This window comes from Roseobacter phycocola (genome assembly GCF_042055075.2).
In the GTDB taxonomy this organism is placed as follows: domain Bacteria; phylum Pseudomonadota; class Alphaproteobacteria; order Rhodobacterales; family Rhodobacteraceae; genus Roseobacter.
In genome coordinates, this window is the sequence record NZ_CP194010.1 from 1,203,947 (window position 1) to 1,220,526 (window position 16,580).

At 58.6% G+C, this 16,580-nt stretch carries 15 protein-coding genes; 7 read left to right on the top strand and 8 right to left on the bottom strand.

All coding sequences use genetic code 11. The features are described 5' to 3' along the window. Window positions 1-50 precede the first annotated feature (50 nt). The 4 genes from AB4K19_RS05970 to AB4K19_RS05985 all read right to left on the bottom strand — a co-directional run bounded on the left by AB4K19_RS05970 (window position 51) and on the right by AB4K19_RS05985 (window position 3,868). Complete coding sequence (locus AB4K19_RS05970) at window positions 51-2,186, bottom strand: transposase domain-containing protein (RefSeq protein WP_436399323.1); 2,136 nt, start codon at window positions 2,184-2,186, stop codon at window positions 51-53. Then, window positions 2,183-3,070 carry a ParB/RepB/Spo0J family partition protein gene (locus AB4K19_RS05975; protein ID WP_375227541.1) on the bottom strand — a complete coding sequence of 296 codons (888 nt, stop codon included), beginning with the start codon at window positions 3,068-3,070 and terminating at the stop codon, window positions 2,183-2,185. The genes AB4K19_RS05970 and AB4K19_RS05975 overlap by 4 nt, the downstream gene beginning before the upstream one ends. Window positions 3,071-3,299: 229 nt before the next feature. Beyond that, window positions 3,300-3,596 carry a hypothetical protein gene (locus AB4K19_RS05980; protein ID WP_375227542.1) on the bottom strand — a complete coding sequence of 99 codons (297 nt, stop codon included), beginning with the start codon at window positions 3,594-3,596 and terminating at the stop codon, window positions 3,300-3,302. Continuing rightward, window positions 3,581-3,868: a hypothetical protein gene (locus AB4K19_RS05985; protein WP_436399324.1), complete on the bottom strand. Its 288-nt coding sequence runs from the start codon at window positions 3,866-3,868 to the stop codon at window positions 3,581-3,583. Before AB4K19_RS05985 ends, AB4K19_RS05980 begins: the two co-directional genes overlap by 16 nt. A 322-nt stretch (window positions 3,869-4,190) precedes the next feature. On the opposite strand from AB4K19_RS05985, the gene AB4K19_RS05990 reads away from it, so the two are divergent. The 5 genes from AB4K19_RS05990 (at window position 4,191) to AB4K19_RS06010 (ending at window position 9,100) form a co-directional block, all read left to right on the top strand. Beyond that, window positions 4,191-5,354, top strand: coding sequence for a S24 family peptidase (locus tag AB4K19_RS05990; protein WP_375227544.1), 1,164 nt, complete (start codon window positions 4,191-4,193; stop codon window positions 5,352-5,354). Window positions 5,355-6,204: 850 nt separating this feature from the next. Then, on the top strand, window positions 6,205-7,350 hold the full coding sequence (locus AB4K19_RS05995; RefSeq protein ID WP_375227545.1) for a PAS domain-containing sensor histidine kinase: 1,146 nt from the start codon (window positions 6,205-6,207) through the stop codon (window positions 7,348-7,350). Window positions 7,351-7,612: 262 nt separating this feature from the next. After that, window positions 7,613-7,813, top strand: coding sequence for a hypothetical protein (locus AB4K19_RS06000; protein WP_375227546.1), 201 nt, complete (start codon window positions 7,613-7,615; stop codon window positions 7,811-7,813). A gap of 104 nt (window positions 7,814-7,917) precedes the next feature. After that, window positions 7,918-8,850 (top strand): polyphosphate kinase 2, encoded by a 933-nt coding sequence (gene ppk2, locus AB4K19_RS06005; protein WP_375227547.1) that lies wholly within the window; start codon window positions 7,918-7,920, stop codon window positions 8,848-8,850. After that, a complete protein-coding gene (locus AB4K19_RS06010; RefSeq protein ID WP_375227548.1) occupies window positions 8,840-9,100 on the top strand; it encodes a hypothetical protein in 261 nt (86 codons plus the stop codon). Before ppk2 ends, AB4K19_RS06010 begins: the two co-directional genes overlap by 11 nt. 39 nt (window positions 9,101-9,139) lie before the next feature. On the opposite strand, the gene rimK is transcribed toward AB4K19_RS06010, so the two are convergent. From rimK to AB4K19_RS06030, 4 genes are all read right to left on the bottom strand, one after another. Next, entirely contained in the window at window positions 9,140-10,519 is a 1,380-nt protein-coding gene (gene rimK / locus AB4K19_RS06015) for a 30S ribosomal protein S6--L-glutamate ligase (RefSeq protein ID WP_436399325.1), read from the bottom strand. Between the two features lie 105 nt (window positions 10,520-10,624). After that, the gene (locus AB4K19_RS06020) at window positions 10,625-11,155 is read right to left on the bottom strand and encodes a biliverdin-producing heme oxygenase (protein WP_436399326.1); all 531 of its coding nucleotides are present in this window, start codon (window positions 11,153-11,155) and stop codon (window positions 10,625-10,627) included. A gap of 109 nt (window positions 11,156-11,264) precedes the next feature. Beyond that, window positions 11,265-11,543 carry an NfeD family protein gene (locus AB4K19_RS06025; RefSeq protein WP_375227550.1) on the bottom strand — a complete coding sequence of 93 codons (279 nt, stop codon included), beginning with the start codon at window positions 11,541-11,543 and terminating at the stop codon, window positions 11,265-11,267. Then, window positions 11,540-12,436, bottom strand: a complete 897-nt coding sequence (locus AB4K19_RS06030; RefSeq protein ID WP_375227551.1) for an SPFH domain-containing protein — start codon at window positions 12,434-12,436, stop codon at window positions 11,540-11,542. Before AB4K19_RS06030 ends, AB4K19_RS06025 begins: the two co-directional genes overlap by 4 nt. Before the next feature lie 155 nt (window positions 12,437-12,591). Between AB4K19_RS06030 and tgt the strand changes: the two genes are divergently transcribed. Further along, window positions 12,592-13,719: a tRNA guanosine(34) transglycosylase Tgt gene (tgt, locus tag AB4K19_RS06035; RefSeq protein WP_436399327.1), complete on the top strand. Its 1,128-nt coding sequence runs from the start codon at window positions 12,592-12,594 to the stop codon at window positions 13,717-13,719. Window positions 13,720-14,129: 410 nt separating this feature from the next. Further along, complete coding sequence (gene lon, locus AB4K19_RS06040) at window positions 14,130-16,538, top strand: endopeptidase La (RefSeq protein WP_436399328.1); 2,409 nt, start codon at window positions 14,130-14,132, stop codon at window positions 16,536-16,538. Window positions 16,539-16,580: the final 42 nt, after the last annotated feature.

A 16,580-nucleotide genomic window follows, 5' to 3' on the forward strand; every position in this document is an offset into this window, starting at 1 on the left:
AGGTTCCGCCGTCGTCCGGGTGCAAACGGGCGGCGGCTTTCTTTTGGGCCTTACCCGACCCCGTCCTCACCAAACGTCTCGTACATGCCCAGTGCGCTTCGGTATTCCGCCGTGCGGACATACTCGCGCAGCAGGCGCGCTTCCTCGGATCCCACCGGCTCACCGGCTTCAGACCTCTCGATCACAGCGCGGGCCCACCAGAAGCGGTCCGCGGCGGTATCCGGCAGGGCGTTGTCCTGATCGGGCCGCTTTTCCTGCAGCCGTTCTTCCATGCTCAGGATCAGGGCATCCTGTTCGGCATCAAGTTCCGGGTTTTCCGGTGCCTCGTAGGCATGGTGTGTCCGGGCGGAGGCCTGACGCGCGCCGAACGTCGGCGAGACAACCTTGGCCTCAAGCGGTTCCGGTGCCTCGGGAGCTGCTGCGTCTTTGCGGTCAGCCAGATCCTGCACGCTGTGCGGACGGTGCGCGTCCAGAAGCCTGCGCTCCGCCCGGCGGATACGTGCCCGCCTGCGGGATGTCTCACCCGCCTCCGTGATGTCGAAGAAGCCGACCTTCTGCTGGCACTCGGCAAAGCCAAGGAACCCGCCGTCGGTCGCGTAAATATGCAGACCTTTGTGCAGGTCTTCGGGATCAAAGCGCGCGACAACTTTCGTGCCCGCTGACTGCGACATCCACTCCGAGTGATAGACGTTGCCAAAGGCCTTCAGGCTTCCATTCGCCCGGTTGAGCAGGCCGACGTGCTGACCCATCATCCAAAGCCGGCGCTGCTCGTCGGTCGCGCGCCGGATCCGGGCCGTGGCGTAGCTCTCCGCGAAGGTCTCATCAAAGGACCGGCCCAGCGTGGTCGGAGACAGGCGTCCGGGCCGTGCGTTGTGCTCAATGATGCCCTCTGAGACAACCTGCAGAAACTTCTCTGAGGGAACGGCGCGGCTGCCATAGTTTTCCGGCTTGGCCGTCGGCTTGTTGCCGACATAGGCCCCGTGAAACCGCGGGTCCTTGGCGATATCGCTGGCAAAATCGCGGAAGGTCCGCTCGATCGGCTTGGCCTGACCATGCGCAGGCGTGGCCCAGTGCATCTTTATGCCCATAAGGGGCAGAACACCGAGCGGGTCGTCATCACGCACCTTGAAACGGAAGCGCGTGGGCGCCCCGGCCGTCATCCACTTGTTCGCAAACTCGTGGCCGTTGTCGAAAAGGCAGTGCTGCGGGATCCCCCAGTTCTCGACGAGCTCACCGAAGGCGCTCATCACCATCACTTTGTTCGGATCGTGATCAACCCGCCAGCTCAGGACCTTGCCGCTGTAGATGTCCTGGAACGCCACGATCTGAGGGCGGTTCACCGTGCCGTCAGGCCAGCGGACAAACACATCGATCTTGTGGCAGTCCGCGTTGACGCCTTCCATGGCTGTGAGACCACTCCGGTCCCGGATCTGCGCCGGAAAACACCGCATCAGACCCTTCTCGCCCTCACGTGCAAAGACCCGCGTTACACGCGGCACATCCGCCTCCAGACGCCGGCGTGCCGTGCGCTCGATCGGCACAGACCACCCCTGTCGCTGCGCCTCGCGTACCGCGTCCCGGTAGCACTGCCGGAACGTGGGTTGTTCAAGGCGCAGATAGTTGCTCTTCAGGTGATCCATGAAGGCGCGGGTTTCAGCCTTTGGGGGGTGTTTGACCGCTCGTTTTGCGGTCTTCGGCGCGAGGTAAGCGAGGCGGTCTGTTTCATCGACGCCTTCAATCATCGCCAGCCAGTTGTAGATTGTCCGTGGAGACACGCTCTGCCGCTGCGCGACTGCGCTGACGGCATTGACTTGGGTGGATCCTGACAGGTGCAGACTTTCAACAAGCCGGAGTGTTTCCAGCCGGTCCCGCGCCTGCGTTTTCGCCTTGTCGGGTAGGGCATCAAAGTCAGCCCAGACTTCGGCAACGGACTGCAGTGGCTCAGCAGTGCTGGCCTCCTCTGTCAGCAGCTTTGCACGCGCCTCTGAAGGCAACAGCGACCAGTGATACTGCCATCCGCCGCCGCGACCAGGCTTGCGGCGCGCGCTGCCCGGCGTGGCGCGCCAGCCCAGACGATCAGCCATCGCGTTTACAGCGCGCTTTGTCCCAGGCAACCCGGGCAGGCCGGAGACTGCCAGATCTTCCGCTGTCCACCAGATTTGCTCGGGCTCCAACCGCGGGCTCATGAGCGGGTCCTCGCCTTGAAGGAAACCACGTCGCCACTCTGACCACCAGGGCGGCTGGCCTGTGCCAGCAGCTGCTCCAGCTCCTCCACGTGCCTCGACACAAACTGCAGGCGTGTAGCCTTGGATGAACGGTTCCAGGCGTCATCCAGTTTCTCGGTGGCAGCGTCCGGAGACTTCGCGGCCGCACCGGGCGCTTTGTTCCGGCGGTCCAGCACTTCCTTTGCGGATTTTGCCTTGCCGAGAGACAGCTCCCGGCAGATTACCGGGCGGTCGTCAGGCGGGCATTTGGCGATCATCTGCAGATCAGCAAGTGTGACGGGTTTCGGGGCCTTGCGGAGCTGGGCGATCAGATCGCGGTTCAGGCCCTGACCGGCGGCAACGAGCCTCTCGACATGGCGGGCAGTGATGTCGCGCTTCTCGGCCACAGTTTGGCAGAACGACATGATGTCGTTCTGGCGACCACCGACATGCTGGTTGCCTCGATTTCCTCCGTTTTTCGCCTCCGGATACATCCGCTCATAGACGGCTTTTCGCTCTGCGAGGAACACAGCCAGATCAAGCGGGTTCAGGTCGGCGTGGGCCAGATTGTCGTCGATCTCGGCCATGGTTGCCCAGTCGTCAGTGCAGTCCCAGACTTTGGCAGGAATGGTGTCGTGCCCGAGCGCCCTGAACGCTGCCACGCGATGTCCACCGGCGATGAGTTTAAGCCGGCCGCCCTGGTGGCGGACTTTGCGGACATGAATTTCGGCCTGAAGGCCGATCTCGCGGATCGAGGCGACTAGGCTCTGTACGGCCAGCTCTGATACCGGGCGCAGCCGGTCGTCAATATCGATGTCGGTGATTGGAATTTCGGCTGTTTCCAGCAGTCTTGCTTCGCGGGTCATGAAGCCTCCGGTCGTTTAATCAATGTGTAAAGAAAGATGCGCCGCCCTTTCCGGACGACGTGCTCGCACTCAATCTCGGCCCCGTTTTCCCGGAGCTCCGCTATGGCGGAATTCACCGCACAGATGTTTGCTTTGCGCATGAGGGTGCGGGTACTGCAGGGGCCGTTCGCCTCCTCAAGCACCTGCAGCAGGCGCTGAAGCCGTGGGCTCTTGTCCAGGCGCGCGTGTCTCATGGCCGCGTCTCGTCGAGTGAGGCGATAAGGAGGTCTGCGCTGCCCTCGAGGGCTCCGGACGCCAATAGTATCAGGCTGTAGGCGGCGACTTCGCACTTGGCGCGCTCGTTGATACCTGCTGCTTGAGAAAGGCGATCTCTGAGATTGTTGTCAGGATCGCCTTCTATATCTGCGATCTGCTGCGCTGTCCTTTCGAGGTTCCGTTTGGCGTCGGCATAGGTTTCCACAACTTTACGAAAATTGTGCAGCGCCTCGGCGTATTCGTGGTACCGCACGTTCATTGTATCACCCATGCGGCGGCGAGCCCGCCAAACAGGATGGCAAAGATGCAGAGAGTGCCAACCAGATCACCAAGGAACTCCGACCAGTTTTCCCAGATCAGACCCTGCGTGGCGGGAAATCCCCTGCGTTCGCGGGGGTCACAGATCATGATTTCATGATCTTCACAGTCCGTTTCAAAGGGCGCAGGCGACCATTCTGTGTCGCCTGCGCAGGTGTCCGGGTCAGGCAGTGCACCGAAGTGAGGCAGGGACCCGGAGGTTGAAGGGGCGGCGGGGAAGGTCATGAAGCCCTCCGTCGCGCGGGTTCGTCTTTTGGCTGCGGCACGCTCTCAGGCCACTCAAGGTCGCTGGGCCAGTTTTTGCAAAACCATTGGAATACTTGTTCGTAGGAATGAGCGCTGCAGCCTGAGCCCTGCTTAAGACGGGAAAAGAAGCGGCTGTGAACGCCCGCCCACCCGGCGATCGTTATTTGCGACCGTCCGGTGTAGGCCTCTAGCGCCTCGACCAGTTCAATTAGGTGCCTGTAGTCGAATGGAATGCATGTTTTACTACCCATAGTCGCAAGTATGTAAAAATAGATAAGATAGTCAATCTAAAAATACATACTTGACCAAATTGCGAAAAAGCTTCTATCCATATTCCATTTATTATGTATTTTTACACAGTATGAATTTGACAGAGTTATACGAGCTGATCGAGAGCCGTCGGAAAGAGCTAGGTCTGACGCAGGTCGAAGTAGAAAAGCGGGCTTTCGGCCGCGCTCGGAACGGATCTTTCCAGAATATTCGAAGAGGTGCATGGCCTTCGTTTGACAAGCTGCAGGCGCTGGCAAAGGTTTTGAAGCTGGAGCTCAAGTTTGGATTGCCCGAAAACGAATTGTTGTGGTCGTCTAATAACGCGCCTTTCCGTGGTCAGGCGGCTTGCAGTATGGTTGGTAAGTTTGCGAGCGCCGATAATGCTAAGACGCTGCCTTTACCAACTTGGCTGGACGACGAACGCGCGTTCTGGGTCCAGGCGAGCGGAAAATCCATGCAAGCTGAGGGTATCAGGTCCGGTGATTATTGCCTGATCTCGCCAAGCAGGCAGGTTGAGATCGGCGATCGTGTCTATTTGAAAGACATGAATGGGAAGGCCGTTATAAAGCGCCTTGTCGATATCCACAAAGACCGTGTGGAACTGCGCGGCTGGCAGAACCCACGGGAGAGCGCACAAAATGACTATGCCGATGCTCACTTTCTGAAATTTGTTCAGGAGCTCTATTCGGTGGTGGCCGTTTTTAGAGGTCAGCCTGGGTCCGGGACGGTAGAGGCGGAATTGGTTCCAGATCCGCGGTCAAACAAGCTGCCGCCTGAAAGCGGACTCGTTCCTGTTGAAGTGCTCCACGAGGACTTGATACCAACGCCGCCTGGTGCGGTACCGTTGACACTGGGTTTTGATGAACAGTGGTTGAAGTCGATTTCTCTGTCGCCGAAAGATGCGGCGCTGCTTCCCGTAGTCGATAAAGATATGGAGCCGACTTTCGGCAAAAGCGCAATCGCGATGATCGACAAAAGCGAAACAGCCATTGAAGATGGCGCCCTGTATGCTGTGACATTTGGAAGCGCTATAGTTGTCAGGCGACTTGAGAAGTTGGAAGACGGAACGCTCATAGTAAGAGCGGACACACGCGACTCTAGAACCTCTGTTCTGCCGCCTGAAAGGGCAGGCGCAGTCGAGATTTTTGGCCGTGTTGTTTGGTCAGGGCGAAGTTTGCAAGGAGATAAACAGTGAAACGGTATTCAGTGATTTTTTTGGTATTTTTGATCGGGTGCACGGAGGCACCGCCAGTTGTGTCCGACTTTAATGGAGCGAGTGTCAAGATTAGGCAATCTACCGTGTTTACTGCCCCTGATCCGGATGATCCGCGACTAACCGCTGAAGCGGAGCGAATATGTGGGCGGGTAGGCAAAACAGCAGAGCATGCCTCCTTTCTTGTTGGTCCCGGGGCGGCTTACTCAGAACACCTGTTTCTTTGTTTGTGAGTGCTCGTAAAGACTGCATTAGCTTGGCTGTTAGGGGGGTAAAACCGTTTCCCGGTTCGGACGGGTAGGCGAAACTTCATAAAATCGTCAACTCACTGTTTTTGCGAGTGTAATCCCATTCTGGGAAGTGAGAAACAAACTGGGAAGCCGATTTCCCAGTTCACGCGCCAGATTTTGGCGTTTTTTTGTGTCAGGTTTTATTCATATCCCTGTTTTTACGCCTTTTTTCCCGCGTGCAGAGTTTGCAAAGGTAAAAGTCACATAATGCGGGTTATTGGCCTTAAAGGCCCATTTAAGCCAGCTTTGAATGACACAGGGCAAACGCCCAAAATTTCCCGACCATCACGCGAAGCGCTTTTTTTATAGGGCTCTGTCCGCTTTCTTCCGGCTTTTTCGGGGCTCTTCCGGTTACTGCAATACTTAGTGTCCTACTACAGCCGAGGGTTACCGCCTGATCGGAACAGATGTCCTTGCCCCATTTATCGGGTGAACCGGCCGCATCCCTCGTTGGTGGCAGAAACTGTCTGATGAACCTGACAGTTTAAGACTTTGTTTACCAATCTTTGTGACGCTCAGACCTGCGCGCTTGGAGAGTTTCAATGGATTGTTACGCGGACCTTCTCGACCTGGTCGAGCATCCGGTTTTTGTACTGGAACCTGATGCGCAGGGTTTGCCAAGATATACGGTATTCAATGACTTTGCCTGCACCGCACTCGGGCGGCCCAAAGAAGACGTCATTGGCCTGACGGCAAAGGAGCTTTATCCCGGCCGGCTGGGGCGGATCGCTTTTGAACATCATTGTGGTGTGCTGCGGAGCAAAACACCAAGGGCCTATGAAATTTTTCTGCCCTTTGGCGACAGTCAGAAATTGATTCAGACCACCCTGAGGCCGGTCGTTGATGGCACCTCTGAAGTGGTTCAGATCGTCGGCAGTTCAAAGGATATCTCCGGCAATCAGGTGTTCCGCGAGATGCGCACGGAACTGGACACAATCAATAATGAACTTGAAACCTATGTAAGTCTTGCGGCACATGATCTGCGCGCGCCCATGCGGAATGTTGCGCAGATTGCCGACCTGCTGCGCGAGGATTTTCAGGATCTGGGCGACGGTAAACTGGATCTGATCAACCTGCTGGAAGACATCGGCAAGAAGGCGACGCGTCTGATCGGTGATGTTCTCAGCCACGCCGAAGCTGTGTCCCGGGTCGAGGAAATCTCTGAGTTTTCGTTCGGGGACCTCGTGCGGGATATCCTGGCGCTGCTCGACCCGACCGGGTCCTGCGTTGTTGTGTGCTCGGAGGCTACGATCCGCGGGGACAAAACCGCGACCCAGATCATACTGCGTAACCTCGTGGACAACGCAATGAAGTATTTCGAATCTCCCGCTTCAGGTCCGGATGCAGTCCCGCTGCAGCTCGATATCCGCATTCTTGCCTCTGATGATGATTATTTCTACGTCAGCGTCGCTGATAACGGGTCCGGTTTCAGCGACCCTGCGCTGCTCTTTCTCGACAGCGGTGAACTGCGCTGCGACAGCGGGTACGGTCTGCTGGGTGTGCGCAGGCTGATTACAGCGCGCGGCGGATCATTGTCTGTGGCGAACCGGGAGGAGGGGTCCGGGGCAGAAGTGTCTTTCAGCCTTCCCGGCATGGCTCAGCTTCAGATCAGCGACACAGAGCAGAACGGTGCCCGCCGCGACTGCATGTTCGACAGGTCAGCCTATTCCACCGGGTACCGCGCGTGAAATGCCGAAGTCACGGGCACCTCCGCCAGCGTTTCCGCGGTGATGGGGCAGGGAGGTCAGCGTAACCCGGTGGAATAAAACACTGAATGCCGCTCCAAATCATCGCGATGTCAAGCAGTTGCACCGGCGGGTCGTGCAACATTGAAGGGCGTCCTGCTTCGCTAACTTAACGTAATGGGAGTTTTCGGAGTTTTGTTAGGATTCTGTTAACCAAGTTTTTCCAAACAATAGGAAAACGAAGTACAATCATAACGAGAACTACGTGACTGCCGAAAAGACCCAGGAAAACTTCCAGTGGATCATCGAAGTAATCGAAGAACTGCGGGAATTCGCACAGGAAAACAATCTTTCAGCTTTTGACGCCCAGCTCGAACTGCTCGCAGAGACAGTTCGGTCCGAAGTTCCGCTCAGCGGGCAGGCGAAAGCAGATCTGCGGTTGCTGCAGGAAAAACTCGCAGGATGACAGCGGTCCGTTCCGGACCCGGTCACCATTTTCAGTTTTGATCAGGATCAAGGCAGGCCAGCGCCGCCGGTGATTTACTGTGGCTGAAAACGAGGGAGTACCAGATGGCCGAAGCATTGAAAGACAAATCCCGCAAACCAGGTGCGCGCGCGGGCAGGGAACAGACCAGCCCGCAGGAACCTGGCATCGCGCCGGTCGCCGCCAAAACACCGACCCGCCCGCGCCTAGGCCGGAAAGAATATGAGGCGGCGAAAGCCGACCTGCAGGTTGAACTGCTCAAGGTGCAGCACTGGGTGCAGGAGACCGGACAGAAATATGTAATGCTGTTTGAGGGACGCGACGCTGCGGGCAAGGGCGGTACGATCAAACGTTTTACGGAGCATCTGAACCCCCGCGCTGCGCGTGTTGTGGCTCTGAACAAACCAACGGATGAAGAGCGCGGCCAGTGGTTTTTTCAAAGGTATATCAAACACTTGCCGACCTCCGGTGAGATGGTTCTCTATGACCGCTCCTGGTACAACCGCGCGGGTGTTGAACGCGTGATGGAGTTCTGCAAACCCGAAGAATACCTGGAGTTCATGCGTCAGACGCCCGAGTTCGAACGCATGCTCGTGCGGTCTGGCATCCGTCTTTTCAAATACTGGTTTTCAGTCACGCGGGACGAACAGCGCGCGCGGTTCCGGTCCCGCGAAACGGACCCGCTGAAGATGTGGAAGCTGTCACCGATCGACCGCGCCAGCCTTGACCGCTGGGATGATTACACCGAGGCCAAGGAAGCGATGTTCTTTTATACGAACACAGCCGATGCGCCCTGGACGGTGATCCGGTCTGACGACAAGAAGCGGGCCAGGATCAACTGCATGCGGCATTTCCTGTCGCAGCTGGATTACCCGGACAAAAACCCCGAAGTGGCCTGTGCGCCGGATCCGGAGATCGTCGGTGGCGCGGACACGGTGGTGCATGCGGCAGATCACATTCTCGCCAGCTCGCTGCACCCGGGCAACAGGCGTGCAACAGGAGAAAAGAGTGAGCGCTGATCATCCTTTGACAGACAGGGAGCTGCGGCTTGCGCATGTGGCGGCCCTGCAGGAGGAGAATGAAGAATACCATAGGCTGCGTGCGGCATACGTGCGTGTGAACGACGAAATACGCCGCGCGGAGTCCGGCTCTGTTCAGTTGCAGCCGCTGGAAATCAGCCAGCTTCGTGTCAGGCGTGCGAGGTTGCGTGCGCAGATGGCCGTTATGCTGGCTGCGACGTTGCATGACGAATTGTCAGACGCGTCCTGACATAAGTCCGAAAACGGATATGACGGCAGGCTGCGTGGTTCAGCTTCTGCGTTTGCGGGCCGGGCGCGGTTTCACCTGAAGTTCGATTTCATCGTAGAGTTTGCCGACGATATCCTTGCCGGTTGCTTTTTCGATGCCCTCAAACCCGGGCGAGGAGTTCACTTCCAGCACCTTGGGTCCGGCCGTTGATCGCAGCAGATCGACACCTGCCTTGCCAAGCTCGAAGGCCCGGGCCGCACGCACGGCGGTCTCGCGTTCTTCTTTTGTGATCCGCACGACTTTTGCGGTCCCGCCGCGGTGCAGGTTTGACCGGAAATCGCCCTCGGCACCGGTGCGTTTCATGGCCGCCACGACCTTGCCCGCGACAACCAGGCAGCGGATGTCTTCGCCGGCGGCCTCTTTGACAAAGTCCTGCACCAGAAAGTTAGCCTTGAGACCCCGGAAGGCGTCGATCACGGATTCGGCTGCCTTCTTGGTTTCCGCCAGGACCACGCCCTTGCCCTGAGTGGATTCCAGCAGTTTCACAATCAGCGGGGCCGTACCTACCAGACCCATCAGGTTCGACGTGTCCTTGGGCGAGGCCGCAAAGGCGGTGGAGGGCATGCCGATCTTTTTGGTGGCCAGTATCTGGTGCGCGTGCAGCTTGTCACGGCTGGCTGTGATACCTGCGCTGCCATTCACGCAATAGGTCCCGATGGCCTCAAACTGGCGGATCACGGCGGTACCGTAGGCTGTCACAGACGCACCGATTCTCGGGATCACCGCGTCGTATCGCGGCAGGCGTTTGCCGTCGTAATGCACCTCGGGTGCCATGGAATTGATCGCCATGTAGCACCGGGTGGTGTCGATGACCTCAACTGTATGACCGCGCGCCTCACCCACTTCGACCAGCCGCCGGGTCGAGTAGTTGTCCTCGCGGCTCAGTACCGCGATGCGCAGCGCACGTTTGGGGGCGCGCTGTTTCAGCGCTGCGGTGTGGTAATCGTCATAGCTCAGTTCAGGCTGCAGATGTTTTTCTGTTGGCGTGATCGAGATATGATCCCCGAGCGCCTGCCGCCCGAGCAGCATGCGGGACGTCATCTGCTGACGGTTGGTCAGGGTAATCTCGATGGGCCAGGTCTGGCCGCCAACGCTGAGCGTCGAGGCAATCACAAACCGCTGTTCCGTCTCGCCATTGGACGAGGTCACCTCGCGTCGGTCAACCAATGGTGCCGAGCAGGTGATGGAGACATCGTTACGTCCGGCAATCGGATGCACGTTGAAACGCACTTTGGGTGTTTTTGCAGGCCCGAAAACCTCAATATCATGCGCATGAAGCGCGGAGGTCCGTGCACCGGTATCGATTTTGGCCCTGATGGCGGGCAGCCCCAGGTCGGGCAGGGATATCCATTCTTCCCATCCGAATGTCAGCTTATTCATGCCGTTTCGCCTCCCGTTTTTTAAGTTCCCACCGGGGTATCAGGCCCGGCGCGGGACCTCAACCGGATGGCCTGACGCACCCAAAAGCCCCGGTTTTCGGGTAATTCAGGCGATTTTCGCCGCGCTTATGCGGTCAAAAACGTCGAGGGCGCCGTCCAGCGCCCTGGCTGTGTCGAGGCCGGCAGCGTTCAGCCTGTCGAAGAACTCTTTGACGCCGCCTGAGGTCGCATAGGTGCGCATTTCCGCTAGATAGCGCAGGGGCCAGTCACGCGTTCCGCTGACTTCCCGGTGGATATGCGACGCGCCAAGGGCCGATCCGTTGAGCGCATAGAGAACACCCCAGGCATGGCTGTCCGGCATCGCGCGGTCCGGCCCGGCGCCAACAGGTTCAAGGTCCAGGTCCCGCCTCAGAGCCACGCAGCGGGCGGTTTCCTGAGGCAGAAACAAATCCGGCGAAACCGCAGTTGCAGCCGCCAGGCCGAGTGTTTCATGAACCTCCAGCATGCGTGTCAGCCAGGCGCGGTAGTCCGGCAAAGACGCAAAGTGTCCCTCTCCGAACCAGACATTTTCCGCAGCAGAATGCGCGGCCTGTGTTGCCTCTCTGAGCACGTCACGATGGGCGTTCTGGTGGTTCATGGGGCGGTTGTGATCCTGGTGATTTTGGTGGCGCAAGCGCACCACAGCAGATCAGCGGGTCCCGGCCCGATTGTCAACTCAGTGCCCGACCGTCAGGGTCCGGGTCAAATTATTCGTCGTTGATATCGCGCGTGATTACTTTTGCCCCGGTGGACTGGCTGCGGAACGCAATGCGCAGTCCGATCCAGGACAACAGCGACACACCGGCGAAGACGGCCAGCAGAACCGATGCCGAGGGAATGTAGCCAAAACCCACGAGACCGGCGGTGATCAGCGCGCCGATGGCAAACCCGAGGAAAATGAACCCCGGCGCAAAAACCTCTATGATGGCCAGAACGATGGCCACGGCGATCCAGAGCCACCAGATGCCCAGAAATGCGTCGATCATGCGCCTTTTCCTTTCAGCAGGCGGAACGCATCGCCAAAGGCTTCAAGGGCCTGGGCGGGCACCACAATCGTCTGATTGCCGTTTCCTGCGCCAAGAGCATTCAGCGATTCCACCTGTTTCAGCGCAATCTGATACTGGGCGGCTTCGATACCGTTTTCATTGATAGCTGTGGCAACGACCTGTGTGGCATAGGCTTCGGCATCGGCCAGAATGCGGCGCGCCTTTGCGGTCTGCTCTGAGGCGTAGAGCTCAGCATCTGCCGCAAGCTCCACCGCGCGCTTGGAGCCTTCCGCTTCGGTGACCTGGGCGCGGCGGGCGCGTTCCGCGTTCAGCTGCTGCAGCATCGCGTCGCGCGTGGCCTGATCGAGGTTCACATCGAGTATTTCAGCGCGCGTTACCTCAATGCCCCAGTCGTCGACGGCGTCTTCCACCGAACCCTTGATGGTGGAGATCAGCTGCGCGCGGTTGGCCTGCACATCATCGAGGTCCATCTTGCCAATCTCTGCCCGCACGATCCCGGCAACCGTGGTGGCAATGGCTGCATCCACATCACGGATCCGGTACACCGTGCGCTCAGGTTCCGTGATACGGTAAAAGACAGAGGTTTCTACCTGCACCAGCACGTTGTCCTTGGTGATCGCATCCTGGCTTGCATTGGGCAGCTGACGTTCAAGGATTGAGATTTCATGCGCCACGCGGTCGATAAAGGGCACAATCAGATTGATGCCGGGCCCAAGCACGGAGCGCAGGCGGCCAAACCGCTCGATGACGTATTTTTCGGACTGAGGCACGATTTTCACGCCCTTGACGACCACCGCAATCAGCAGCGCCGCTAGCAGCAGGAACACAATGTTTCCTGACAGAAGTTCGATAACGACCGTTTCGATGTCCATGAATACGTCCTTTTGTCTGCCCCGAAGAGGATGTGGCGCTTTGCGGCGCAGAATGCAAGCAAAGCCGGGCGGGGAAAAACCGGTGCGGCGGCGCAGAGATTGCACTTTGGCGCGGGTTTGGATACCGGGCAGGGGCATCGACAGGAGAGTGACAGATGAGCGGTTTCAGTTTCAGCCGGACGGCGGTTGACGGCAAAGCCCGGACCGGTGTGATCAGCACCCCGCGCGGCGAAATCCGCACGCCCGCCTTTATGCCCGTGGGCACCGCAGCCACGGTCAAGGCGATGATGCCGGAGTCTGTGCGGTCCACCGGTGCCGATATCCTGCTGGGCAACACCTATCACCTGATGCTGCGCCCGACGGCTGAACGGATTGACCGGCTGGGCGGATTGCACCGGTTTATGAACTGGGACCGGCCCATTCTGACCGACAGTGGCGGTTTTCAGGTGATGAGCCTTGCCGGCCTGCGCAAACTGACGGAACGCGGTGTGACCTTCAAAAGCCATATCGACGGATCGAAACACGAAATCACGCCGGAACGGTCGATGGAAATTCAGCGCCTTCTGGGCTCGGACATCGTGATGTGTTTTGACGAATGCCCGGCGCTGCCGGCCGACCGGGCGCGCATCAGCGAGAGCATGCATCTGTCGATGCGGTGGGCTGCGCGCTCGAAAGAAGCTTTCGGCGACCGGCCCGGGCACGCGCTTTTTGGTATTCAGCAGGGCGGTCTGGAAGAGGACCTGCGGGCTGAGAGTGCTGAGGCCCTGCAGGAGATCGGATTTCACGGTTATGCCGTTGGCGGGCTGGCCGTTGGAGAGGGGCAGGAGGCCATGTTTGGGTGCCTTGATTATGCTCCGGACCAGCTGCCCGCCGACAAACCACGGTATCTGATGGGCGTCGGCAAGCCGGACGACATCGTGGGGGCTGTGGCCCGCGGGATCGACATGATGGATTGCGTGCTGCCCAGCCGCTCGGGACGGACGGGGCAGGTGTTTACGCGGCATGGCGTTCTGAACATCAAAAATGCGCGGCATCAGGATGACCCGCGCCCGCTCGACGAGAATTGCGGCTGCCCGGCCTGCAAGAACTACAGCCGCGCCTACCTGCATCACGTCTTCCGCAGTCAGGAAATCATCTCGTCCATGCTACTCACCTGGCATAACCTGCATTACTATCAGGACCTGATGGCGGGCATGCGCGATGCGATAGCCGGGGGGACCTTTGCCGAATGGCAGTCAGCCTTCCATGCGGGCCGTGCACAGGGTGATATCGATCCGCTCTGAGCATGTCGCACTCCGCCTTTAACAGTTGATTAACCCCTGCAGGCGTAGCGTTCGTCCAGCTTTTGCTACGTCATTTTCTTCAGATGGCCTCTGGCCGATCCGACAGGGCCGGGCTTAACGTGTCAGAAGAAGCTGTAGCGGGCCCAAACCGGCCGGAAAAGCCGAGTTGGGTTTGTGAACTGATGTGATGAAGCAAAGCGCATTCGGGCAATCCGGACTGCCCGGCAGGCGTTCACGGGCATTTGGCGGCTTGTACTTCGCCGGTTTGGTGTTCATTCTTGTCCGGCCAGAAAGAGTGAAGGTTGATTTCATGTGGGCGTTGCCCCACCTGTCATCTGTTAAACCGGAGATGACCGGGCGTTGCTGCGGATGCGGGACCAGTGTCATCTTGCCAAAAATAAGGAAAGAGCATGCAAGAGCCTCTTAACGCTTCCTACCCGGTACTTCCGCTGCGCGATATTGTGGTGTTCCCGCATATGATCGTGCCGCTGTTTGTCGGTCGGGACAAATCTGTCCGTGCCCTCGAAGAGGTGATGGCAGATGACAAGCAGATCCTGCTGTCGAGCCAGATCGATCCCGGTGTGGATGATCCCGACAGTGACGGCATCTACAAGGCCGGCGTTCTCGCAAACGTCCTGCAGCTGCTGAAGCTGCCCGATGGCACCGTTAAGGTGCTGGTCGAGGGCCAGGCGCGTGTTCGCATCACGGAATACATTGAAAACGACAACTTCTTTGAGGCCCGGGCAGAATATCTGACCGAGATGCCCGGAGATGTTGCGACAACCGAGGCACTGCTGCGCACGGTGGCGGACGAGTTTGAGCGCTACGCCAAGGTCAAGAAAAACGTGCCCGAAGAAGCCCTTGCGGCGGTTGGCGAATCCGCTGAACCGGCCCGTCTGGCGGATCTTGTTGCGGGCCATCTGGGCATTGAGGTGCACCAGAAACAGGACCTGCTGGAAACGCTCAGCGTGTCGGAGCGCCTGGAGAAGGTCTATGGCCTGATGCAGGGCGAGATGTCTGTTCTGCAGGTTGAGAAGAAGATCAAGACGCGCGTCAAGACGCAGATGGAGCGCACGCAGCGCGAATACTACCTCAACGAACAGATGAAGGCGATCCAGCAGGAGCTGGGCGACGGCGAGGATGGCAAAAACGAAGTTGCTGAGCTGGAAGCAAGGATTGCTGAAACCAAACTGAGCAAAGAGGCCAAGGAAAAGGCCGAAGCCGAGATCAAGAAGCTGCGGAACATGAGCCCGATGTCCGCAGAGGCAACCGTTGTGCGCAATTATCTCGATTGGATGCTGTCCATTCCGTGGGGCAAGAAATCCCGCGTAAAAAAGGACCTCAGCCGCGCGCAGCAGGTGCTGGATGATGATCACTATGGTCTGGACAAGGTCAAAGAGCGGATCGTCGAATACCTGGCGGTGCAGCAGCGTTCCAGCAAGCTGAAAGGCCCGATCATGTGTCTGGTGGGCCCTCCGGGCGTGGGTAAAACCAGCCTTGGCAAGTCTGTGGCGCGTGCCACCGGCCGGGAATTCATCCGCATCAGTCTTGGGGGTGTTCGGGACGAATCCGAGATCCGCGGTCACCGCCGGACCTATATCGGTTCAATGCCGGGCAAGATCATCCAGGCGCTGAAGAAGGCCAAGACGACAAACCCGCTGATCCTGCTCGATGAGATCGACAAGATGGGTCAGGATTTCCGGGGTGATCCCGCGTCCGCCATGCTGGAAGTGCTTGATCCGGAACAGAACTCCACGTTTGTGGATCACTATCTTGAGGTCGAATACGACCTGTCGAACGTGATGTTCCTGACCACGTCGAACAGCTACAACATGCCCGGACCTCTGCTGGACAGAATGGAGATCATTCCGCTGGCAGGCTACACCGAGGATGAGAAACGCGAGATTGCGCGCCAGCACCTTGTGCCCAAACAGATCAAAAACCACGGTCTGAAGGACAAGGAGTTCAGCCTCGAAGATTCCGCGCTGACAGAGATGATCCGAACGTACACGCGTGAAGCAGGCGTGCGGAACCTGGAGCGTGAAATCGCCAAGGTCGCACGAAAATCGCTGACCAAAATCGTGCGCAAGGAAGCGGAAAGCGTGACTGTCACCGATGAAAACATCGATGATTTCCTCGGCGTGAAGAAGTATCGCTATGGTCTGGCGGAGAAAGAGGATCAGGTCGGTGTTGTGACCGGGCTGGCCTATACCTCTGTCGGTGGCGAGCTTCTGAGCATCGAGGCGCTCAGGCTCCCGGGCAAGGGGCGCATGAAAACCACAGGCAAGCTCGGCGACGTGATGAAGGAATCCATCGACGCTGCTTCGTCCTATGTGCGCTCCATCAGCCCGCAGATCGGGGTGAAGCCACCGCAGTTCGACAAGATCGATATCCACGTGCACGTGCCGGATGGCGCGACGCCCAAGGATGGTCCGAGTGCCGGTCTGGCGATGGTGACATCGATTGTATCGGTTCTGACCAAAATTCCGGTCCGCAAGGACATCGCCATGACCGGCGAGGTGTCTCTGCGCGGGAACGCGATGCCCATCGGCGGGCTCAAGGAAAAGCTGCTCGCAGCGCTGCGTGGTGGGATCACCAAAGTGCTGATCCCGCAGGAAAACGCCAAAGATCTTCCGGACATTCCGGATAACGTGAAAGAAGGGCTGGAAATCATTCCCGTCAGTCACGTGTCTGAAGTTCTGGAGCATGCGCTGGTCCGTCAGCCTGAGGCCATTGAATGGGATCAGGAAGCGGAAGAGGCAGCCGCCGCAGCCCTTGCGGGCAAGACCGATGGTGTGGATGCCGCGACAGCGCACTGATCGCTGACGCAGTTTCGGGTAACAGGTGCGGCGCCTCAGGGT